This is a genomic window from Streptomyces pyxinae (genome assembly GCF_024756275.1).
Taxonomy (GTDB): domain Bacteria; phylum Actinomycetota; class Actinomycetes; order Streptomycetales; family Streptomycetaceae; genus Streptomyces; species Streptomyces pyxinae.
The window spans coordinates 124,383-144,584 of sequence record NZ_JANUGQ010000018.1; the positions used below are offsets into that span (position 1 = coordinate 124,383).

Consider the following 20,202-nt stretch of genomic DNA (forward strand, 5'->3'; position numbering starts at 1 on the left):
CAGATGGCCATGCCGCTTCGCCAGACCATCCGGGTCGGGACCTATCTGCTCGAACAGAAACTGCGCAAGCGCGAGAAATTCCCGCTCATTGTGGAGCTGGAACCGCTCTACGCCTGCAATCTGAAATGCGAGGGCTGTGGCAAGATCCAGCACCCGGCGGGCGTCCTGAAACAGCGGATGCCGGTCGCCCAGGCGGTCGGGGCGGTCCTGGAGTCCGGGGCCCCGATGGTCTCCATCGCGGGCGGCGAGCCGCTGATGCACCCGCAGATCGACGAGATCGTGCGCCAGCTCGTCGCCCGCCGGAAGTACGTTTTCCTCTGCACCAACGCCCTGCTGCTGCGCAAGAAGATCGAGAAGTTCACGCCCTCGCCGTATTTCGCCTTCGCCGTGCACATCGACGGACTGCGCGAGCGCCACGACGAGTCGGTGGCCAAGGAGGGCGTCTTCGACGAGGCGGTGGCCGCGATCAAGGAGGCCAAGCGGCGCGGTTTCCGGGTCACCACCAACTCCACCTTCTTCAACACCGACACCCCGCAGACGGTCATCGAGGTGCTCGATTACCTCAATGACGACCTCCGGGTGGACGAGATGATGATCTCGCCCGCCTATGCCTACGAGAAGGCGCCCGACCAGGAGCACTTCCTCGGGGTCGAGCAGACCCGGGAGCTCTTCCGCAAGGCGTTCTCCGGAGGCAACCGGCGCCGCTGGCGGCTCAATCACTCCCCGCTCTTCCTGGACTTCCTGGAGGGCCGGGCGGACTTCCCCTGCACCGCCTGGGCGATCCCCAACTACTCGCTCTTCGGCTGGCAGCGCCCCTGCTATCTGATGGCCGACGGCTATGTGCCCAGCTACCGCCAGCTCGTCGAGGAGACCGACTGGGACGCCTACGGCCGCGGCCGGGACGCCCGGTGCGCCAACTGCATGGCGCACTGCGGCTACGAGCCCACCGCCGTGCTGGCCACCATGGGCTCCCTCAAGGAGTCTCTCCGCGCCGCCCGCGAGTCCCTCCCCTCCGGCCGATCCTGACCCCGGGGCCCCGCCGATCCCGCGAACCCGGGCCCGACCCGACCCCGCCCGCCCGGCGGGGCCCCGGCGGCCCGGCCGGGGAACGGGTGGCCCGGCCGGGGAACGGGTGGCCCGGCCGGGGAACGGGTGGCCCGGCCGGGGAACGGGTGGCTCCCCGACACACGCACAAGACGCCCCGGAGGCGACCCGGGCCTCGAAACCAAAGGGGAGCAACCCGTGAACGAGTTCGACCTCGCCGCGCTGCTCCGGGAGCGCGGCGGTGAGCGCTACGCCCTGCACTCCCGGCACCTCAACCACCAGTTGCCCCGGATGCTGCGGGCCATCGGCTTCGACAAGGTCTACGACCGGGCCGAGGGGGCGTACTTCTGGGACAGCGAGGGCAACGACTACCTCGACATGCTGGCCGGCTTCGGGGTGATGGGCCTGGGACGGCACCATCCGGTGGTGCGGCGGGCGCTCCAGGACGCCCTGGCGGCGGGGCTCGCCGATCTGACCCGCTTCGACTGCCCGCCGCTGCCCGGGCTGCTGGCCGAACGGCTGCTCGCCCGCTCCCCGCACCTGGACCGGGTCTTCTTCGGCAACAGCGGCACCGAGGCGGTGGAGACCGCGCTGAAGTTCGCGCGGTGCGCCACCGGCCGGCCGAGGGTGCTCTACTGCGCGCACGCCTTCCACGGGCTGACCGCGGGCTCCCTCTCGGTCAACGGGGAACGCTGCTTCCGCGACGGCTTCGCGCCGCTGCTGCCCGACACCGCGGTGCCGCTGGGCGACCTGGCGGCGCTGGAGCGGGAGCTGCGCCGGGGCGATGTGGCGGCCTTCCTGGTGGAGCCGGTCCAGGGGAAGGGCGTGCACGAGGCCCCGCCGGGCTTTCTGCGGGCCGCCCAGGAGCTGCTGCGGCGGCACCGGGCGCTGCTGATCGCGGACGAGGTGCAGACCGGTCTCGGCCGGACCGGGACCTTCTACGCGTACCAGCGGGAGAGCGGGGTGGAACCGGACCTGGTGTGCGTGGCGAAGGCGCTCTCGGGAGGCTATGTGCCGGTCGGCGCCACGCTCGGCAAGGACTGGATCTTCCGCAAGGTCTACTCCTCGCTGGACCGGGTGCTGGTCCACTCGGCCAGCTTCGGTTCCAACGCCCTGGCGATGGCGGCCGGACTCGCGACCCTGGCGGTGCTGGACGACGAGCGGCTGGTGGAGCGGGCCCGTGACACCGGTGAGCTGCTGAAGTCCCGGCTGGCCGCGCTGGTGGACCGGTACGAGCTGCTGCACGACGTACGGGGCCGGGGGCTGATGATCGGCATCGAGTTCGGGCGGCCGTCCTCGCTGGGGCTGCGCGGCCGCTGGGCCATGCTCCAGGCCGCTCGCAAGGGGCTCTTCGCGCAAATGGTGGTGGCCCCGCTGCTGCACCGGCACCGGATTCTCACCCAGGTCTCGGGCGACCGGCTGGAGGTCATCAAGCTGATCCCGCCACTGATCATCGGGGAGCCCGAGGTGGAGCGGTTCCTCGCCGCCTTCACCGCCGTCATGGACGAGGCGCACTCCGGCGGCGGGCTGCTGTGGGACTTCGGCCGGACCCTGGTGCGGCAGGCCGCCACGGCGGCACGCTGAGCCTTTTGCCTCTCGGGCAAGAAATTTGCCTCAGAGGAAAGATGGTGGCGCAATGGTCGTATGCCGCCCATTCCGGGGGACCCGCCCCCGTTCGCCGCCGCGCCCCCTCCTCAGGACCCGGCACCTCTGCCGGAGCCGCCGGACCTCTCGGGCGGCGCCGGGCCGACCGGTCCCGCGCTGCCGGACGTCGCGCCCCGGCTGCGGGCGCTCCGCCGCCGCCGGGGGCTCACCCTGGAGGCAGCCGCCCGCTGGGCCGGTCTCTCCCCGGCCCATCTCTCCCGGCTGGAGACCGGGCAGCGCCAGCCCTCGCTGCCGATGCTGCTCGGACTCGCCAGGGTCTACGGTACGACCGTCTCGGAGCTGCTGGGCGAACTCCTGCCCGAACGGGACCCGGTGGTCCGGGCGGGCCGGGCCGAGCCGGCCGAGGCGGACGGCTGGATCTACCACCAGGCCGGGTCCGCCGGCCGCGCCATGCAGGCGCTGCGGGTGCAGGTGCCGTACGCCACCCGCGGCGATCTGGTGCGCGTCCACCCGGGCGAGGAGTGGCTCCACGTCCTCACCGGCCGGGTGCGGCTAGTCCTGGGGGAGACGGCCCATGTCCTCGACCCCGGCGACAGCGCCCACTTCGACTCGCTCACCCCGCACCGCATCGGCGCGGCCGGGCGGGAAGGGGCCGAGCTGCTCTTCGTCCACACCCTCTTGCAGAGCGGCGCCGCCGATCTCTGCCTCGGCGGCCCCGCCCGCCGATGACCCCTCCCGAGGAAGGCCCCGCCATGTCCCTGGAACCCGCCCGCGACCCGAGCACCGAGGAACGCAAATTCCCCCGCGGCCTGGTCGTCCGGCTCTTCGCCTATCTGGTCGCCGGCCACCTCTTCGCGGCGTTCCTCTATCTGCTCTTCGTGCTGGGCGGGCAGAACCAGTAGCTGACGGAACCAGTGGCCGGGCGCCCCGGCCCCGGTACGACCGGCCCGGGCGCCGTCCGGAAGATCCGGGAGCCCCGGGACGTCCGGGAGCCCCGGGACGTCCGGGAGCCCCGGGACGTCCGGGAGCCCCGGGACGACCGGGTGTCGCCCCGGCCTCAGGCGTCTTCGAGCAGCCGGTCGCGCAGCCGCTCCCGGGTCTCCGGGGCGAGCGCCAGCCCCTCGGAGAAGTACCGCTCGGTCGAACCCCAGGTCTCCTCGACGGTGGTGAAGGCCGCCGCCAGGTACTCCAGCCGGGCGTCGAACAGCGGCGCCAGCAGCTCCATCACCTCGGGCGACATCCCGGCGGCCGAACTGTCGCTCCGGTACACCTTGTAGCGGCGGGCCGGGTCGTTCGACTTGAGGTAGTCCTCCTCGATCGCGTCCCGCTCGACGCCCACCGCGAGCAGCGCCACCGCGACCGACAGGCCCGCCCGGTCCTTGCCGGCCGCGCAGTGCATCAGGGCCGGGACACTGTCCTCGGCCAGGGCGTGCAGCACCCTGCTGTGCTCGGCCGTGCGTTCCCGGACGATCTCGCGGTACGACGCGGTCATCCGGGCCGCCGCCCGGCCGTCCGCCAGCAGCCCGCGCAGCTGGTCCAGATCTCCGTCCCGGACCATGGTCCAGAACTCCGCGCCATGGGCCGGGTCGGTGAGCGGGATGTTGACGTTCCGTACGCCCGGCAGCTCGACGTCGGGGCCCTCCAGCTGCTGGTCGGCGGCGTTGCGGAAGTCGAAGACGGTGTGCAGCCCCAGGGAGCTCAGGAAGGCCGTGTCCTCGGCGCCCGCGTGCGCGAGGTGGCCGCTGCGGTAGAGCCGGCCCCACCGCACCCGGCGGCCGTCCGTGGTGGGCAGCCCACCCACGTCGCGGAAGTTGCGCACCCCGGTCAGTCGGGGTTCGGCCTGCGGGGCCTGCGGCAGCTGCTGCGTCACGGCGGCTCCTGGGGTTCTGCCGTCGGCATCGGTCGCCGACGATGGCGCGGATCCGACGATACGACATCAGGGGGTCGTTCGATCATCATCCGGGTGAAGGAGCCCATGCGTTCCCGGTGCCCGCGGGCCGGTGGGGGCTCCGTGGTGACCTGCCGCAGAAAAGCACTTCTGTCCGAATTGCTGTATTGAGGGCGCTTGCGGCGTGTTCGCCCAACGGGGTCCAGGTGCGGGGGAGGTGGCCCGGGGCCCGCGTGAGCAGCGTCATAACTGTGACCGTCCGTGGTGATCGTCCGGACGCAAATGCCGTGCCCGGTACGGCGATACATGATCCGCAATCCACGGAGGGTGACCGGAAAATTCGGGCATTTTCCGGTCCCGGAATAGCGGACCGAAACACATGGCTTGTTCCGCCGGTCGGCACTCGATTACGGTCACCGTCAATCCGGACGGACCGCCGAATCCTGCCGCCGCCCGGAATTCACATCCACTCACGCGCTGGCAGGAGCGGGGGAACCAGGTAGTACGCCGCACCGGAAATTCCGGGACGGCTAGGGGTGAAGCCGTGCGATCCGCACGGCCGGGCATCTCCAGTCCGAACCCGACAGCTCACCTCGCAGGCGCCGGAGAGGAATTCGCCATGCCCGCGAAGGGTAAGCACCGCCGTCCCAAGTCCAACCCGCTCGCCCGGGGCGTCCTGGCCGCCGGCACCGGCGGCGCGGCTCTCGCCCTGCCGCTGCTCGGGGCCACCGGCGCCCACGCCGCCGCGAACGGCGCACCCGCCGCCGCGTCCGAGCAGGCCGCCACCGCCGCCGTCCGGACGGCAGCGCCGGCGCCCCGCGTCTACACCGTGGTGAGCGGTGACCATCTCGCCAAGATCGCTCACAACAAGAACGTCAAGGGTGGCTGGCAGCGGCTCTACCAGGACAACCGCCAGGTCATCGGGGACGACCCGGGGCTCATCCTGCCGGGCATGAAGCTCACCCTCGGCGGTGGCGCCGCCAAGGCCGAGCGCCCGCAGACCGACGAGCAGCGCTCCTCGCGCTCCGCCGACCGCGCCGAGGCCCCGGCCCCGGCGAAGGAGTCGGCCGAGCCCGCCAAGGCCGCCGAGCCCGCGGCTCCGTCCCCGGCGAGCGACACCGGCTTCACCGCCCCGGTGGACGCCGCCATCACGACGCCGTACCACGCCTCCGGCTCCATGTGGTCCTCCGGCTACCACACCGGTGTCGACTTCGCCGCCGCCACGGGCACCAGCGTCAAGGCCGCGGGCTCCGGCACCGTGGTCTCGGCCGGCTGGGGCGGCGCCTACGGCAACCAGGTCGTCATCCGGCACGAGGACGGCAACTACACCCAGTACGGCCACCTCTCCTCGCTGTCGGTGTCGGCCGGCCAGACCGTGAGCGGCGGCCAGCAGATCGGCCTCTCCGGCGCCACCGGCAACGCCAGCGGTCCGCACCTGCACTTCGAGGTCCGCACCGGCCCGGACTACGGCTCCGACATCGACCCGGTGGCCTGGCTCCGCCAGCACGGCGTCTCCGCCTGACACCCCGGCAGCCCGGCGGCCCCGTACCCGGCTGCTCCGGCCGCCGCCGGCCCCGGCACCTTCCCGTGCCGGGGCCGGTGGCCGTTCCGGCCCGCTCACCGTCCTCTTTCCCGGCGCGGGCCCGGTCTGTCTTCTCGTCCTTCCCGCCCTTCCCGCTATTCCGCCCTTGGGGAATTCTTGACCGGTGGCGTATCTCACCCGCCGTCAACCCCTCCTTACGGTCGCGTAGGTCACACCGCGCGGTGAAGGATGGGCTCCCGTGGCAGACGATTCGACCTTCAATGACAGTGACACAATCGAGTCGTACGCGGCGATCGGTGACAGCTTCACCGAGGGCGTGGGGGACCCCGGTCCCGATGGACTCTTCGTCGGCTGGGCCGACCGCCTCGCGGTCCTGCTCGCCGACCGGATGCCGGACCCCGGCGACTTCCGGTACGCCAATCTCGCCGTACGCGGACGGCTGCTCGACCAGATCGTCGAGGAACAGGTCCCGCGCGCCCGGGAACTCGCCCCGGACCTGGTCACCTTCTGCGCCGGCGGCAATGACATCATCCGGCCGGGAAGCGACCCCGACGACGTGGCCGAGCGGTTCGAACGGGCCGTCGCCGGCCTGACATCGGCCGTCGGCCGGGTCGTCGTGACCACCGGCTTCGACACCCGGGACGTACCCGTACTGCGCCGGCTGCGCGGCAAGGTCGCCACCTACAACGGCCATGTGCGGGCCGTCGCCGACCGGTACGGCTGCCCGGTGCTCGACCTCTGGTCCCTCAGGACCGTCCAGGACCGCCGCGCCTGGGACCACGACCGGCTGCACCTCTCGCCCGAGGGGCACACCCGGGTCGCCCTGCGGGCCGCTCAGGTGCTCGGGCTCGATGTGCCGGCCGACCCCGACCAGCCGTGGCCGCCGCTGCCCCCGCGCGGGACGCTGGAGGAGCGGCGGAACGACATCCAGTGGGCCCGCGAGTACCTGGTGCCGTGGATCGGGCGGCGGCTGCGCGGCGAGTCGTCCGGCGACCATGTGACGGCCAAGCGCCCGGACCTGCTGCCGTTGTGACCGTACGGGCGCCGAGACCGTGCGGGGTGCGGTGACCGTACGGGGAGCCAAGACCGTGCGGCACGCGGCGACCGTCGGGAGCCCGCCGCCCGGCCGGGAGCGGTGATCCGGTGGCCGGCCGTTCCCGCACCGCCCGCCCGCCCCGGTCAGTCGTCGGCCGGCACCGCCTCGCCGGGCGCCCGGCCGTCCGGTTCCCCGGCGTCCTGAGCGGTGCCCGGGCCGCCGGGCGCGGAGCCGGGGGCCAGCTCGCGGTCGAGCGCCTCGTCCGCCCAGGCCAGCATCGTGGCCCGGGAGAGGGAGCCCGGGTGGGCCGTCATCTGGACCGCGAGCCCGTCCAGGAAGGCGGTCAGCCGCCAGGCCGCCGCGAGCGGGTCGGCGCAGCGGAACTCGCCCGCAGCGGCTCCCTCGGCGATCACCTCCGCCAGCGCCGCCTTCCAGCGCCGGTCCAGGTCCCGTACCACCGCGCGCAGTACGGGATCCCGCAGCGCGGCCGCCCAGCCGTCGATCCACAGCCGCCAGCCCTTGGCCTGGCCGGTCGGCGCGTACCACCGCACCGCCGCCCGCAGCCGGCGCTCGGCGCTGGTCCGCCGGGCGAGCACGGCCCGGAGCCGTACCAGGTCGCCCTCGGCGGCGTACCCGAAGGCCGCGGCCACCAGCTTCTCCTTGGTGGCGAAGTGATAGAGGACCAGCGCGTTGCTCACCCCCAGGGCCGACGCCACGTCCGCGATGCGCACCGCGGCCACGCCCCGCTCCTCTATCTGCGTGACCGCCGCCCGCAGCAGCTCCGCGCGCCGCTCGGCCACGCTCAACCGCACTCTGCCCATCCGTGTGCCCCTTTCCGGTGCGGGGACGACGGCCGGTGCGGCGGCGGTTGCCCGTCGCCGTGGTCCGCCGCCCCCGGTCCGTCGCCGTCGGCCGTGCGCCGGCGGCCCCTTCCGCGACCGCCGGACGTCACCCGCCCGCCGTCGTGCTGTCGTACCACCCGCCCATAATGGAAGAACCCCTGTTCCCACTGGAGGTGCTGTGACCGACGCCGCTTCCCCGCGACCGCCGCGCTCCCCGTTCCGCTCACTCCGCCCGGCCTCGTTCGGCGCGGACGCGACCGGCGAGCGGCTGGAGCGGATCCGCCGCTCGCCGCACTTCGCCGACGGGGTGTTCCGGAATCCGGAGGGCACCCGCCACCGCCCGTCCGGTTCGGCGCTCGAACTCGCCCGGGTGTTCCTGGAGAAGGAGGCCCGGCGCCGCCGCGCACCGCGCGGTGCCGTCCCGGTGCACCCCACCACCGTCGCGGATCTCGCCCGGCCCCCGGCCACCGGGCTGCGGCTCACCTGGCTCGGACACTCCAGCGTGCTGGCCGAGATCGACGGCCGCCGGGTGCTCTTCGATCCGGTCTGGGGCGAGCGCTGTTCCCCGTTCTCCTTCGCCGGCCCCAAGCGGCTGCACCCGGTGCCGGCTCCGCTGGCCGCGCTCGGGCCGGTGGACGTGGTGGTCATCTCGCACGACCACTACGACCACCTCGACCTGCCCACGATCCGGGCCCTCGCCACCACCGGCACCCTCTTCGCGGTGCCGCTCGGGGTCGGCGCCCATCTGGAGCACTGGGGCGTGCCCGCCGGCCGACTGCGGGAGCTGGACTGGCACGAGTCCACCGAGGTCGGCGGCATCACCCTGACCGCCACCCCGGCCCGGCACTTCTGCGGCCGGGGGCTCCGCAACCAGCAGCACACCCTCTGGGCCTCCTGGGCGGTGGCCGGCCCGGAGCACCGGATCTATCACAGCGGCGACACCGGCTACTTCACCGGCTTCCGCGACATCGGCGCGGCCCACGGGCCGTTCGACGCCACCATGATCCAGATCGGCGCCTACAGCGAGTACTGGCCGGACATCCACATGACGCCGGCCGAGGGCGTGCGCGCCCATCTCGACCTCCAGGGCGGCCCCGGCGGCGTACTGCTCCCGATCCACTGGGCCACCTTCAACCTGGCCCCGCACCCCTGGGCCGAGCCCGGTGAGGGCACCCTCGCGGCCGCCGCCGAGGCCGGGGTCCGGGCCGCCCTGCCGCGCCCGGGGGAGCCGTTCGAGCCGGCCGGCCGGACGGTGCCGGAGGAGCCCTGGTGGCGTGGCGTCGCCCATCCCCCGTCCGGCGGCCGGCCCTCCGCCACCGTGCCGCTCCTCGCCGACCGGACCGCCGTCGGCACCGGTCCCGAGCCGGGCGCCGGCGCCCACCGCCCGGCCGCCACCGGCTGACCGGCGCCCCCGCCGTACCGGAGCGGACCGGGGGCCCGCCCGCAGGAGAGCACCCGCGGGAGAGGTCCCGTACGGCGAGGCGTGCCGAGCCCATGCCGGCCCCCCCCAGGGGCCCAGCGGCCAGGAGGCCCCGTACGGCGAGGCGCCGGAACGGCGGCACGTCTCCACGGCAGACGCCGAGGGAACCGGGTACGTCACCACGTCACACCGCCCACCGCACACCGCCCACCGCCCACCGCCGAAGGGACCGGTACGCCCCGCGTACCGGTCCCTTCGCTCTGGTGTGCGTCGCGCTGTTGTGCGGGGCCTCATACCAGAGCGGGATGCTCGGCGGGCAAGTTCGTCAACTGCCATCCGGGTGCCGACGCTTCGTGACTACCGTGGGTCCCCGGTGATCGACAGTGGGTTCAACGGCGCCGCCGTGGGCCCGCCGTATCGCCGTTCCCGCACACCCAGGTGAACCCGAGCTCGCAGACGCCGAATTCCGGGGATCACGTACCGAGGACGCCGATGTCACAACTTCGCGCACCCGCCGCGCGGCCGGACCGCCGTGAGGGCGGCCGGCACGGCCGGACCGGGGCCCGCTCCCTCCCGCCCAACGGCCGTTCCCGGGCCGCGGCGCCTCCGGTGGAGGCCCGTATACGGCCCCAGTTGCTCCGTGCCTCGGTCCTGCCGGTCATCGTGGTGGCGCTCGCCGGAACGGCCGCCGTGCTCTTCACCATCCGCTCCACCGGGGCCCGGCCGACCCCCGCGCTCTGGACCGCGCTGGCCGGCTCCACGGCGCTCGCCGTCGCCGCCGTGGCCGCCGCCGTGCTGGCCGCCGAGCGGGCCTCCGCCACCGTGCTCGACCGGTGCCACACCCTGCGCCGGCGCAGCGCCCGGGGCCAGACCGAGCTGCGGATGCTGGTCGACCAGCTCCGCAAGGGCGACCGCCCGCCGGCCCGGGCGGCCCTGCCACCGGCCCCCGGTGGCGCCGACGAGTTCGACCTGCTCACCCATGAGCTGGGCCGGTCCCACGAGGCGGCCGTGGCGGCGGTCGTCCAGGCGTCCCGGCTCTCCAGCAGCGTCGGCAACGAGCAGAAGGTGGAGGTCTTCGTCAATCTGGCCCGCCGCCTCCAGTCCCTGGTGCACCGCGAGATCCAGCTGCTGGACGAGTTGGAGCACGAGGTCGAGGACCCCGAACTGCTCAAGGGCCTCTTCCACGTCGACCACCTGGCCACCCGGATCCGCCGGCACGCCGAGAACCTCGCCGTCCTCGGCGGGGCCATCTCCCGCCGCCAGTGGTCGAACCCGGTCTCCATGACCGAGGTGCTGCGCTCGTCCATCGCGGAGGTCGAGCAGTACCCGCGGGTCAAACTGGTACCGCCGATCGACGGCACACTGCGCGGCCACGCCGTCGCGGACGTCATCCACCTGCTGGCCGAACTGGTCGAGAACGCCACCCTGTTCTCGGCGCCGCACACCTCGGTCCTGCTGCGCGCCCAGTACGTCACGGCCGGACTCGCCGTGGAGGTCGAGGACCGGGGCCTGGGCATGCCGGTGGCCGAGCAGAACCGGATGAACGAGCTGCTCACCGACCCCGACCAGGTCAATGTGGCGCATCTGCTCCAGGACGGCCGCATCGGCCTGTTCGTGGTCTCCGCGCTGGCCCGCAGGCACGGCATCGCCGTCCGCCTCCAGTCCAACATCTACGGCGGCGTCCAGGCCGTCCTGGTCCTGCCGCAGGAGCTCCTCGGCACCGACGCGGAGGGGCTCGGCCGGCCCCACGAGGCCGCGGGCGCCGTCCGGACGGACCAGCCGGCCGGGCCGTACGCCGTGCCGCGCCCGGACCACCGGCCGCCGGGTCTGTACCGGCCCCCGGCAGCGGCGGCCGCCGTCCCGCCGCCCGCCGGGGTCGCGGATCTCCGGCCGCCCCACCAGGGCCACCACGGGCCGGTCCAGCCGCCCACCGCCCCGCAGGTCCCCGCCCAGGGACAGGGCCAGGGACACGGGCCGGGGCCGGTCCGGGAGGGCGCCGGCCCGCTCCCGGTGCGGGACGACCACACCGACCGGCCCAACCCGGCCGAGGCGCTGCCCGGTCCCCGGATCCCGGCCGCGCCCGGCCCCGGCGGCGCACCCCGGCAACCGCTGCTGCCCGGCGGCCACCGGTCCGTGCCCGGCCCCGGCGAGCGCCCCCTGCTGCCCCGGCGCCGCGCCCAGGAGCACCTGGTCCCGCAGCTGCGCGACGCACCGGTCCGGCGGGACGACGAGGAGCCCACCGTGCACGACCCCGGCCTGATGGCGGCGTTCCAGCGCGGCATCGGGCTGGCCGAGGCGGTGTCCCCGTCGTCCCCAGCCACCCACGCCCACCCCGAACCGGGGCCCCACGGCCAACCCCCCAAGGAGTAATCCACCATGACGAGCGATGTGCCGACCGGCCATTCCTCGGATCTCGACTGGCTGCTCAGCGGCCTCGTCCAACGGGTGCCGCACACCCGCAGCGCGGTCCTGCTCTCCTCCGACGGCCTGGTGAAGTCGCTGCACGGCATGGACCCGGACAGCGCCGACCACATGGCGGCTCTCGCCTCCGGCCTCTACTCGCTCGGGCGCAGCGCCGGAGCGCGCTTCGGCGACGGCGGAGAGGTCCGCCAGGTCGTGGTGGAGCTCGACTCCACCCTGCTGTTCGTCTCCACGGCCGGTTCCGGCACCTGCCTCGCCGTGCTCGCCGGCCGGGAGACCGACGCGGCCGTCCTCGGCTACGAGATGGCCATGCTGGTCAAGAGCGTCCGGCCCTATCTCGTCACGCCCGCCCGGCAGCCCGCGGTCGCCCGGGGCGGAGCGGGGCACTGACCGTGCACATCCGACAGGACGGCCCCTGGCTCGACGACGCGGCCGGCCGTCTCATCCGCCCGTACACCGTGAGCGGCGGCCGCACCCGGCCCACCACCACGCTCGACCTGCTGTCGCTCGTGATGGCCACCGGGACGATGCCACAGGCGCACCTGGGGCCGGAGCACAGCCTCGCCCTCGGGCTCTGCCACGGTCCCACCTCGGTGGCCGAGATCGCCGCGCACCTGCGGCTGCCCGCGGTTGTCACCAAGGTCCTGCTCTCCGACCTGGTGGACTGCGGGGCGCTGACCGCGCGGGCGCCCCGGTACCACGACAGCCCCACCGACGACCGTTCCCTGCTGGAGGCAGTGCTCGATGGCCTACGACGACGGCTCTGAGAACCGGGCGGTACGTCCCGCGCGGACCGGCGCCCCGGACTCCGGCAGGGCATCCGGCCCGGCATCCGGCGTCGCGCGTCCGGTCGCCGTCGGCCCCGGCCCGGCGCCCGGCGGGACCGGGTCCGTGGCCGTGACAGGGCCCATGGCGGCGGGTCCGGCACTGCCAGGGCCCGGCGGGACCGGCGATCTCTTCCCCACCGCCCTGAAGATCCTCGTCGCCGGGGGCTTCGGGGTGGGGAAGACCACCTTCGTCGGCGCGGTCAGCGAGATCGAACCGCTGAGCACCGAGGAACTGCTCACCACCGTGAGCGAGGCCACCGACAGCCTGGTGGGCGTGGAGTCCAAGCGCACCACCACGGTCGCCATGGACTTCGGCCGGATGAGCCTGGACAGCCGCCATGTCCTCTATCTCTTCGGCACCCCGGGACAGGAACGCTTCTGGTTCATGTGGGACGAGCTCTCCGAGGGCGCGCTCGGCGCGGTCGTCCTCGCGGACACCCGCCGCCTCCAGGACTCCTTCTCGGCGGTGGACTTCTTCGAACGGCGCGGCATCCGCTTCGTCGTCGCCGTGAACGAGTTCGACGGCGCCTTCCGCTACGCACCGGACGAGGTACGGGCCGCGATCGACCTCCGGCCGGACGTGCCGGTCGTGCTCTGCGACGCCCGTATCGCCAGCTCCGGCATCCAGACCCTCGTCACCCTCGTCCAGCATCTGCTCGCCACCCACCCGTCCCCCGCGCCGGCACCGAGCTACGGAGCTCCTTCATGACCTACGACCCCACCGGCCATCTGCTGCTCACCCCGGTCGACCACGAGGCCCCGCTGCGGGTGCGGAGGCTCCGTCAGCTCGGCCTCGGGGACCGCCCCGACCCGGCCTTCGACGAGTTCGCCCGGAAGCTGGCGGAGGTGACCGGGGCCCCCTACTCGATGGTCAACTTCATCGACGAGAACCGGCAGTTCTTCGCCGGACTGCACACTCCGGCCGGCACCCACACCGGCAGCGACCTCGGCGCCACCGCCGCCGCCACCGGGGGAGTGGGCCGGTTCATGGCCCGCGACCACGGCTACTGCCCGCATGTGGTGGTCCGCCGCAAGGCGCTGGTCCTGGAGGACGTCTGCGACTACCCCAGGTTCGCCGGCAACCCGGTCGTGGACGAGATCGGCATCCGCTCCTACCTCGGCGCGCCCCTGATCGACCGTACCGGCACGGCCCTCGGCACCATCTGCGTGGTCGACACCGAGCCCCGGCCCTGGGGGCGGGCCGGCCTGGAGACCATCAAGTCGCTGGCGGCGGAGCTGGTCGAGCAGATCCACCGCCGCGAGGACGGCGGCCTCTGACCGACCCGCCCCGCCCCGGTGCCGGTGTACGGGCTTCCGCCGTACGGGCTCCGCCCGGAAGGCGTACCGCCCCGGTGCGCGCCCTCCCTCCGGTGTCGGCGGCGGTGACGGTGACGCTGACGGAACAGGCCGGGGGCCCACCTCCTCGGGCCCCCGGCCCGTTCCCGCTCGGCCCCTGGTCCCCGGCCCGTTCCGCTCGGCCCGGCGGGCCTGCCGGGCCTTCCCGGGGCGTCAGGGCGCCGTGGGCATGCGCACCACCTCGGAGAGCCGTTCGGACCACTGCCCCTTCGAGGACCCCAGCGCCACCTCGGCCAGCCGCAGCAACTGGATGTCCGAGGTGCCGGCCGGGGCGAAGATGTGGTGGGCGTCCCGCAGATAGCGTTCGATCGGCCGGTCGGTGAACAGCCCGGCGGCGGCGTGGACCTCCATCGCGTTACGGGCCGAGTCCAGGGCGTATTCCACATTCACCAGCTTGGCGTTCATCAATTCCGCGTCACAGGGCGCACCCTGGTCGAGCAGATGCACCGCGTGATAGGCGGCGAGCCGGGCGATCATCAGCCGGGACTGGATCTGTCCCAGCTTCATTTTGACCGTCGGCAGGGCGTGCAGGGGTTGCCCGTACCGTTGGCGTTCGGAACAGAAGGCCGTCGTCTCCTCCAGCAGCGCCCGGTGGATACCGAGGGACACGGCGGTCAGATTGGCCCGTCCGTACAGCACGCTGGAGGAGTAGGCGACGGCCAGCCCGTCCCCCTCCTCGCCCAGCCGGTTGGCCGCCGGCACACGGCAGTTGTCGAAGACGAGTTCACCGAAGCCGAAACCGTGCAGCCCCAGGGTCGGCTTCTGGTCACCCACCCGGCAGCCCGGCCGGTCCGCCTCCACCAGGAAGGCCGTGAGCCCCCGGGAATTCGGTCCGGTGCGCACCACGACGCCGTGCAGATCACCCACATGGCTGTTTCCGACAAACACCTTTCGGCCGTTGAGCACATAGTCGTCGCCGTCCCGTACGGCGGTGGCGCTCATGCCCAGGACATGGCCGCCGGACTCCGGCTCGGTGACCGCGATGGTGGGCAGGCACTCGCCCGCCGCGATCGCGGGCAGCCAGGTCTTGCGCTGCTCGGTGCTGCCGAAGTGCACGATTTTCGCCGCCCCGAGCTGCGAGGCCTGGACCATGGCTCCCATGGCGCCGCTGACCCGGGACAGTTCCTCGATGATGATCGTCTTGCCGAGGTGACCGACGCCCATCCCCCCGTGCTCGGGCCCGATCGTGGCTCCCAGCCAGCCCTGCCGGGCGATCAGCCGGGAGAGTTCATGGTGCACCGACCGGGAGGCCTCCATGGCGGGTATCAGCGGCCTCACCTCGTGCTCCGCGAACTCCCGTACTCGCTCCCTCAGTCGGTGGTGCAGTCGAGTGGCGAAGTACCCGTCCATTCGAGCCCTCCTCTGCGCAGCCCCCGCCCGGATCTGGGACGAGCGGTGGTGCCTCGGCTGTGGTCCCGCCCCGAGCGGTTCGGACGCGTGACGGTATGGATCATTCCGGAACGGTGCGGCGCGTCTCCGGCTTCTTCGAAATCTGTCCGGAATCAAAGCCATCGGCGCGCGAAGAGAACTCTGTTCGGTGTGGTAACGGCTGTCCAGTCCTGTTCGGGGTGCATTCCCCTCGCGCTTACTTCTGCCACATGCCGCCGGCACATGTGTCGCTTCCGGCGGGTGCGTGGAGGCCATTGAATGCCACATCCGTCACAGAAGTCCCATCAGCAAGGGTGCGCCGGATCGTTTCCGCATGTCTCACGACCGAATCTTTTCCTTTCATGAACGGTATTGACGCTGCTTGTTGCGGTGGAAGGGGCCAGAGGTGTCACGGCGGTGCCCGGAGGATCGGCGCGTGGATGCGTTGTACGGCGCGAACGGCGCTCGTGTCGGAAACCCGCGCGCGAGACGGCGCGCCTCTCCGTCCGCCGCGCGCCGCCAGGGGCCGCTCGCCCTGGCCGGCCCGGGAAGCGGTTCGAGATCACCCACCGGGGTGCGGTATGGTTCTTCTGCGCGTTCGGCCAGGGAAGCCCCAGGTCAGACGGGTAACGGGACGTGGCGCAGCTTGGTAGCGCACTTGACTGGGGGTCAAGGGGTCGCAGGTTCAAATCCTGTCGTCCCGACTTTACGAAGTCGCGGTTCGGGGCTGGTTTCGGAGATATCCGAAACCAGCCCTTGATCATTTCTGGTGGCGGCGCAGGTGGCCCGTTCCCGGACGGTGCGGCGCCAGGCGTTGGCGTCACCGGTCAGGCGGCCGGCCGGTCCGGGTTCTCCGGTGGATGCGTCCAGGTGATGGGGACGGTCGTACGGCCCCTCGGGTACTTCCGCGGTATCACGGCCTGCTGGTGGACATGGCCTGCGGCGTATCGCGTCCTGCGCGGTGTGGCTCAAGACCCGGGCTCATACCGGCAAGCTCACTTGTACGGTGCTGGTATGGCAGATCAACGGAACTCAGAGGGGTCGGCCGCGCACGTCGCTGCTGCCTGGGAGCGTATAGAGACGTGGCTACGTATGCACGCCCCCGCGTCCGCCCTCCTGTTGCGCCCTGCGGCCGGCGACGCCGATGTCACCGCAGTGGAGGAAGCGATCGGGGTGGCGTTTCCGCCCGCGCTGAGAGCCTGGTACGAACTGCACGACGGTATCGATGACCCTGGGGACGGGGAGAGCTGGTGGCCCGCCGGGTTCCTGCCGGGGAGTCAGGGCTGGTATCGGCTGGAGCAGCTGCAGAGCGCCTATGTGACGCAGACACGTGACTGGGGACGCGAGCCGGGTCGTATTCCGATCTCCTGCACTCCGGACGACATGTGGCACGGGCTCTACATCGACGCGCGCCCGGGTGAACCGTCGTGCGGCAATCTCGGCCGGTGGGTGGTCGACCGCGAACCGGAGCTCGTTCCGGAGTCCACCTCGGGCTGGCTGCTTCAGGCATGGCTCACCGAGATCGCCGACGCTCTTGAGCATGGCCGTTGCCTCATCGGACCCGATGGCCGGCGGGACGAGGACAACTGGCCCGCGTTGACCGTGTGCGGAGGGCTCACGTGGGTGGCTCCCGGTGAGGAGCCCCAGTTCCCCGAGGGCCGGATTCTTTTGGACGGTCCTCGTTAGCGGGGTGGTCCGGCAGAAACGGTGTCCTGCCGGACCACCACCTGGCTCCTTACGGCTTGGGGACCGTGCAGGCCACTGTCGCCTTCGAGGCGTCACAGTGCCGGAACTGCGGGAAGGTCACCCAGTAGGGGTCCTTGTCCAGCAGTCGGTATGTGCCGGAGAATCCGGAGCTGAACGCGCCGCCCATCGAGGTGGAGCTGATCCAGCTGGACATGGCAGAGCGACCGCAGACCTCACTCCATGCCGGAGCTGCCCTGCGCTCATCGTCATACAGGTGCCAGGAGCCGCCGCCAGCAGCAGTGACTCCCCCGCTGGTCTGGCCGCCGGCCAGCGGGGAGTGGACCCGGCTGGGCGCGGGTTCGCCGGGTATCCGGTACGGCCTCCGTCGCGGTGTGGGGCCGGTGGCTGCCGCGGCGTCCTTGTCCCCGGCGGCCGCCCGGTCCGGCGGGACGGGGTGACGGTGGTGGGCGCGGCCCGGTGCCTTCGGCCGGGCCGCAGGTGGGGGGTTGGCCGGAACGCGGGTCTACACGGCGTGTGCGAAGAGTGCTGCACTGGTTGGCGGAACGAGCCGCACGCCGGGGCCGGCACCGGCTGCTGTCCGGCTCCGGTGACCGGCGCCGCGTGAGGTGGAGACGCATGGAAGAAGCCGCTGTCCGCCCCCTGTTCCGCTCGGACGGGGTGGTCGCGACCGACGAGGAGATCCCCTGGCGCGACGGCCTCTCCGGGCCGGCGCCCGTGGCCCCGCCGGTCGCATGGTGACCGGGGCCCACCGGGCCGCGCCGCCGGTGCTGTCCGGCGGACTGCCGCTGCTCGGCCACACAGCGGCCTTCGTGCGCGACCCGGTGCCCGTGCTGTGGCGCGGTCATGCCGAGCACGGCACCGCTTTCTCCCTGCGCCTCGCCGGCCGCCGGACGGTCGTCCTGCTGGGCCGGGAACACAGCCGGACCTTCTTCGCGGAGACCGACGAGCGGCTGTCCATCGCCAGCGCCTACCCGTTCTTCGTCCGCATGTTCGATCCTGACTTCTTCTATTTCGGCGGTCAGAAGGAATATCTGCGGCAGCGCGATCTCATCCTGCCGCGCTTCCGGGGCAACCAGTTCGACGCCTATGTCGCGGTGATGGAGCAGCGCACCCGCGCCCTCATCGACCAGCTGGGCGACGAGGGCGAGACCGATCTGGTCACGACGCTCGGCCCGCTGGTGATGAACATCGCCGCCCATGCCTTCCTGGGCCCCGACATCACCACCCGCATCGACGGCTTCTTCTCTCTCTTCCGCGACTTCTCCAGCGGTATGGACCCCGTGCTGCCGGGCTGGCTCCCGCTGCCCCGGGTGGTGCGCGGGCGCAGGGCGCGCGCCCGGTTGCGCTCGGAGATGCTCGCCCTGGTCGCCGAACGCCGGCGACGCCCGGCCGACCCGCCGGACTTCCTCCAGGCGCTGAGCGAGGCCCACTACCCCGACGGCCGGCCGGCCCCCGACCGGGTGATCGTCAATCTGATCCTGTTGCTGACCTGGGCCGGCCACGAGACCACCACCGGGCATCTCGCCTGGGCCCTGACCGATCTGCTCGGCCACCCCCACGAGTGCGAGCGGGTCCGTGCCGAACAGGAGGCCGTCCTCGCTCCCGACGAGCCGCTCACCAGCGCCGCCGTGCGCCGCCTGGCCCATCTGTCCCGGGCCCTGCACGAGACCGAACGACTCCACCCGGTCGCGTACATCATGGCCCGCCGTACCACCGCGCCGCTGACCACGGGCGGCTTCACGATCCCGGCCGACACGCTCGTCCTGCTGTCACCCGCCCTCAGCCACCGGCTGCCCGAGGACCACCCGGACCCGGATTCCTTCCGTCCCGACCGGTTCCTGGAAGAGCCGCGCCGGCTGCACGATCTGACCGGCTTCGGCGGCGGTGTCCACCGCTGCCTGGGCGTGCACTTCGCCTATGTGGAGATGCAGGTCGTCGTGACCCTGCTGCTGCGCCACTACGATCTGGAACTGATCGACCGGCCGGAGCCGGTGCGCGGCACCAGGACGAAGTGGCCGCAGTCCCCGTGCCGGATCCGCTACAAGGCCCGGGCGGGCCGGGCGGCGGCCCGGCGCGAACCGGTGTGACCAGCTGCCCGGTCCACCCGGGTGAGGTGCGGAGGAGGCACTGTGGCACTGCGTGTTCTGGTGGTCGGCGGCACCGGCTTCGTCGGCCACCATGTGGTGCGGGAGCTTCTGGCCGGCGGTCATGAGGTCACCGTGGTGTCCCGGCGCCCCGCCACCACCGCGCACCCGCCGGGCGTGCTGACCCGGACGGCCGATGTGGCGGCCTCCGACGACCTCGGGGAACTGCTGGCGGACCAGGACGGTCTGGTGTTCGCGGCCGGTGCCGACGACCGCAGCGTGCCGCCCGTCCCGGCCTACCGGTACTTCGAGCGCGGGAACGTCGAGCCCGTGCGGCGGCTGACACGCGCGGCCGCCCGGGCGGGCTGTACCCGCGCTGTCGTGCTCGGCTCCTATTTCACCGCCCTGCACCGCGCCTGGCCGGTACTGGACCTGCCGGGCCGGCACCCGTACATCCGCAGCCGGGTGGAGCAGGCGCGCGTCGCGCACGAGGCCGCCGGGGACAAGGTGGCGACCACGGTTCTGGAGCTCCCCTTCGTCCTCGGCTCCGCACCGGGCCGGACCCCGCTGCTGGCGCCGGTCGCGCGATGGCTGCGCTCGCCCTGGCCGCTGTACGCACCGCCGGGCGGCACAGCCGTCGTGACCGCCCGTACCGTGGCCCGGGCGGCCGTTCGCGCACTCGAACAGCGGGCGGCCGGACCGGTCCCGGTGGTGGACGAGAATCTGCACTGGTCCGCCTTCCTGGGCCGGTTCGCCCAGGTGGCGGGGTGCCCCCGCCGGGTCCACCGGCTGCCGCCGGCCGTGCTGCGGGCCGGCGCGGGTGCCGTCCAGGTCCTGCACACCGTGCGCCGGCGCGAGGCGGGTGTGCGCCCGGTCGCGATGGCCACCCTGCTGACCCGTGAACTGTTCCTCGACCCCGCCCCGTGCCGTGCGCTGACCGGAGAACCGGCCGCCTCGGTGCGCGAGGCCCTGACCGACACCCTGCGCGGCTGCGGCGTACCGGCGTAGCCCGGGGCGTCCCCGTACGGCTCCGGCTCCGGCGGGTACCGGGGTGGCCGTCC

The 20,202-nt window shown here is 73.0% G+C and carries 20 protein-coding genes, 1 tRNA gene and 1 riboswitch; of the genes, 17 read left to right on the forward strand and 4 right to left on the reverse strand.

Annotated features, from left to right (window positions below):
* Positions 1-3: 3 nt before the first annotated feature.
* From hpnH to NX801_RS20700, 4 genes are all read left to right on the forward strand, one after another.
* Positions 4-1,026, forward strand: a complete 1,023-nt coding sequence (gene hpnH / locus NX801_RS20685) for an adenosyl-hopene transferase HpnH (protein WP_258789291.1) — start codon at positions 4-6, stop codon at positions 1,024-1,026.
* Positions 1,027-1,242: 216 nt separating this feature from the next.
* Positions 1,243-2,628 (forward strand): aspartate aminotransferase family protein, encoded by a 1,386-nt coding sequence (locus tag NX801_RS20690; RefSeq protein WP_258789292.1) that lies wholly within the window; start codon positions 1,243-1,245, stop codon positions 2,626-2,628.
* Positions 2,629-2,688: 60 nt separating this feature from the next.
* Positions 2,689-3,378: a helix-turn-helix domain-containing protein gene (locus tag NX801_RS20695; protein ID WP_258789293.1), complete on the forward strand. Its 690-nt coding sequence runs from the start codon at positions 2,689-2,691 to the stop codon at positions 3,376-3,378.
* Positions 3,379-3,401: 23 nt separating this feature from the next.
* Entirely contained in the window at positions 3,402-3,551 is a 150-nt protein-coding gene (locus NX801_RS20700; protein WP_258789294.1) for a DUF6126 family protein, read from the forward strand.
* 155 nt (positions 3,552-3,706) lie between these two features.
* On the opposite strand, the gene NX801_RS20705 is transcribed toward NX801_RS20700, so the two are convergent.
* The gene (locus NX801_RS20705) at positions 3,707-4,519 is read right to left on the reverse strand and encodes a tyrosine-protein phosphatase (protein WP_258789295.1); all 813 of its coding nucleotides are present in this window, start codon (positions 4,517-4,519) and stop codon (positions 3,707-3,709) included.
* A 475-nt stretch (positions 4,520-4,994) separates the two neighbouring features.
* A riboswitch (cyclic di-AMP (ydaO/yuaA leader) is annotated at positions 4,995-5,154 on the forward strand.
* 2 nt (positions 5,155-5,156) lie between these two features.
* Here NX801_RS20705 and NX801_RS20710 point away from each other — a divergent pair.
* Both NX801_RS20710 and NX801_RS20715 read left to right on the forward strand, forming a co-directional pair.
* Complete coding sequence (locus NX801_RS20710; protein ID WP_258789296.1) at positions 5,157-6,059, forward strand: M23 family metallopeptidase; 903 nt, start codon at positions 5,157-5,159, stop codon at positions 6,057-6,059.
* A 259-nt stretch (positions 6,060-6,318) separates the two neighbouring features.
* Entirely contained in the window at positions 6,319-7,113 is a 795-nt protein-coding gene (locus NX801_RS20715) for an SGNH/GDSL hydrolase family protein (RefSeq protein ID WP_258789297.1), read from the forward strand.
* Between the two features lie 146 nt (positions 7,114-7,259).
* Here the strand turns inward: NX801_RS20715 and NX801_RS20720 are convergent, their stop codons facing one another.
* Positions 7,260-7,937, reverse strand: coding sequence for a TetR/AcrR family transcriptional regulator (locus tag NX801_RS20720; RefSeq protein ID WP_258789298.1), 678 nt, complete (start codon positions 7,935-7,937; stop codon positions 7,260-7,262).
* Between the two features lie 199 nt (positions 7,938-8,136).
* On the opposite strand from NX801_RS20720, the gene NX801_RS20725 reads away from it, so the two are divergent.
* The 6 genes from NX801_RS20725 to NX801_RS20750 all read left to right on the forward strand — a co-directional run bounded on the left by NX801_RS20725 (position 8,137) and on the right by NX801_RS20750 (position 13,904).
* Positions 8,137-9,360: an MBL fold metallo-hydrolase gene (locus NX801_RS20725; protein WP_258789299.1), complete on the forward strand. Its 1,224-nt coding sequence runs from the start codon at positions 8,137-8,139 to the stop codon at positions 9,358-9,360.
* A 510-nt stretch (positions 9,361-9,870) separates the two neighbouring features.
* On the forward strand, positions 9,871-11,748 hold the full coding sequence (locus NX801_RS20730) for a sensor histidine kinase (protein WP_258789300.1): 1,878 nt from the start codon (positions 9,871-9,873) through the stop codon (positions 11,746-11,748).
* A 6-nt stretch (positions 11,749-11,754) separates the two neighbouring features.
* Positions 11,755-12,189, forward strand: coding sequence for a roadblock/LC7 domain-containing protein (locus NX801_RS20735; RefSeq protein WP_258789301.1), 435 nt, complete (start codon positions 11,755-11,757; stop codon positions 12,187-12,189).
* 2 nt (positions 12,190-12,191) lie between these two features.
* Positions 12,192-12,566, forward strand: coding sequence for a DUF742 domain-containing protein (locus NX801_RS20740; protein ID WP_258789302.1), 375 nt, complete (start codon positions 12,192-12,194; stop codon positions 12,564-12,566).
* Positions 12,567-12,708: 142 nt separating this feature from the next.
* On the forward strand, positions 12,709-13,335 hold the full coding sequence (locus tag NX801_RS20745) for a GTP-binding protein (RefSeq protein WP_258789328.1): 627 nt from the start codon (positions 12,709-12,711) through the stop codon (positions 13,333-13,335).
* On the forward strand, positions 13,332-13,904 hold the full coding sequence (locus NX801_RS20750) for a GAF domain-containing protein (protein ID WP_258789303.1): 573 nt from the start codon (positions 13,332-13,334) through the stop codon (positions 13,902-13,904). The genes NX801_RS20745 and NX801_RS20750 overlap by 4 nt, the downstream gene beginning before the upstream one ends.
* Before the next feature lie 231 nt (positions 13,905-14,135).
* On the opposite strand, the gene NX801_RS20755 is transcribed toward NX801_RS20750, so the two are convergent.
* Positions 14,136-15,332: an acyl-CoA dehydrogenase family protein gene (locus NX801_RS20755; RefSeq protein WP_258789304.1), complete on the reverse strand. Its 1,197-nt coding sequence runs from the start codon at positions 15,330-15,332 to the stop codon at positions 14,136-14,138.
* Between the two features lie 648 nt (positions 15,333-15,980).
* On the opposite strand from NX801_RS20755, the gene NX801_RS20760 reads away from it, so the two are divergent.
* Positions 15,981-16,054, forward strand: a tRNA-Pro gene (locus tag NX801_RS20760).
* A 388-nt stretch (positions 16,055-16,442) separates the two neighbouring features.
* A complete protein-coding gene (locus NX801_RS20765) occupies positions 16,443-17,036 on the forward strand; it encodes an SMI1/KNR4 family protein (RefSeq protein WP_258789305.1) in 594 nt (197 codons plus the stop codon).
* Positions 17,037-17,085: 49 nt separating this feature from the next.
* Here the strand turns inward: NX801_RS20765 and NX801_RS20770 are convergent, their stop codons facing one another.
* Positions 17,086-17,250 (reverse strand): hypothetical protein, encoded by a 165-nt coding sequence (locus NX801_RS20770; RefSeq protein WP_258789306.1) that lies wholly within the window; start codon positions 17,248-17,250, stop codon positions 17,086-17,088.
* A gap of 422 nt (positions 17,251-17,672) precedes the next feature.
* On the opposite strand from NX801_RS20770, the gene NX801_RS20775 reads away from it, so the two are divergent.
* From NX801_RS20775 to NX801_RS20785, 3 genes are read left to right on the forward strand one after another with little or no spacing between them, the layout of a single operon-like run.
* Complete coding sequence (locus NX801_RS20775) at positions 17,673-17,795, forward strand: hypothetical protein (protein ID WP_258789307.1); 123 nt, start codon at positions 17,673-17,675, stop codon at positions 17,793-17,795.
* Complete coding sequence (locus NX801_RS20780; RefSeq protein ID WP_258789308.1) at positions 17,789-19,144, forward strand: cytochrome P450; 1,356 nt, start codon at positions 17,789-17,791, stop codon at positions 19,142-19,144. Before NX801_RS20775 ends, NX801_RS20780 begins: the two co-directional genes overlap by 7 nt.
* A gap of 42 nt (positions 19,145-19,186) precedes the next feature.
* Positions 19,187-20,149: an NAD-dependent epimerase/dehydratase family protein gene (locus tag NX801_RS20785; RefSeq protein WP_258789309.1), complete on the forward strand. Its 963-nt coding sequence runs from the start codon at positions 19,187-19,189 to the stop codon at positions 20,147-20,149.
* Positions 20,150-20,202 lie beyond the last annotated feature (53 nt).

Coding starts and splice junctions, on each gene's coding strand:
- NX801_RS20765 (WP_258789305.1), top strand. CDS start 16,443: ATGCACGCCCCCGCGTCCGCCCTCCTGTTGCGCCCTGCGGCCGGCGAC.
- hpnH (WP_258789291.1), top strand. CDS start 4: ATGGCCATGCCGCTTCGCCAGACCATCCGGGTCGGGACCTATCTGCTC.
- NX801_RS20780 (WP_258789308.1), top strand. CDS start 17,789: ATGGTGACCGGGGCCCACCGGGCCGCGCCGCCGGTGCTGTCCGGCGGA.
- NX801_RS20770 (WP_258789306.1), bottom strand. CDS start 17,250: ATGTCCAGCTGGATCAGCTCCACCTCGATGGGCGGCGCGTTCAGCTCC.
- NX801_RS20730 (WP_258789300.1), top strand. CDS start 9,871: ATGTCACAACTTCGCGCACCCGCCGCGCGGCCGGACCGCCGTGAGGGC.
- NX801_RS20720 (WP_258789298.1), bottom strand. CDS start 7,937: ATGGGCAGAGTGCGGTTGAGCGTGGCCGAGCGGCGCGCGGAGCTGCTG.
- NX801_RS20735 (WP_258789301.1), top strand. CDS start 11,755: ATGACGAGCGATGTGCCGACCGGCCATTCCTCGGATCTCGACTGGCTG.
- NX801_RS20700 (WP_258789294.1), top strand. CDS start 3,402: ATGTCCCTGGAACCCGCCCGCGACCCGAGCACCGAGGAACGCAAATTC.
- NX801_RS20745 (WP_258789328.1), top strand. CDS start 12,709: ATGGCGGCGGGTCCGGCACTGCCAGGGCCCGGCGGGACCGGCGATCTC.
- NX801_RS20695 (WP_258789293.1), top strand. CDS start 2,689: ATGCCGCCCATTCCGGGGGACCCGCCCCCGTTCGCCGCCGCGCCCCCT.
- NX801_RS20750 (WP_258789303.1), top strand. CDS start 13,332: ATGACCTACGACCCCACCGGCCATCTGCTGCTCACCCCGGTCGACCAC.
- NX801_RS20775 (WP_258789307.1), top strand. CDS start 17,673: ATGGAAGAAGCCGCTGTCCGCCCCCTGTTCCGCTCGGACGGGGTGGTC.
- NX801_RS20755 (WP_258789304.1), bottom strand. CDS start 15,332: ATGGACGGGTACTTCGCCACTCGACTGCACCACCGACTGAGGGAGCGA.
- NX801_RS20710 (WP_258789296.1), top strand. CDS start 5,157: ATGCCCGCGAAGGGTAAGCACCGCCGTCCCAAGTCCAACCCGCTCGCC.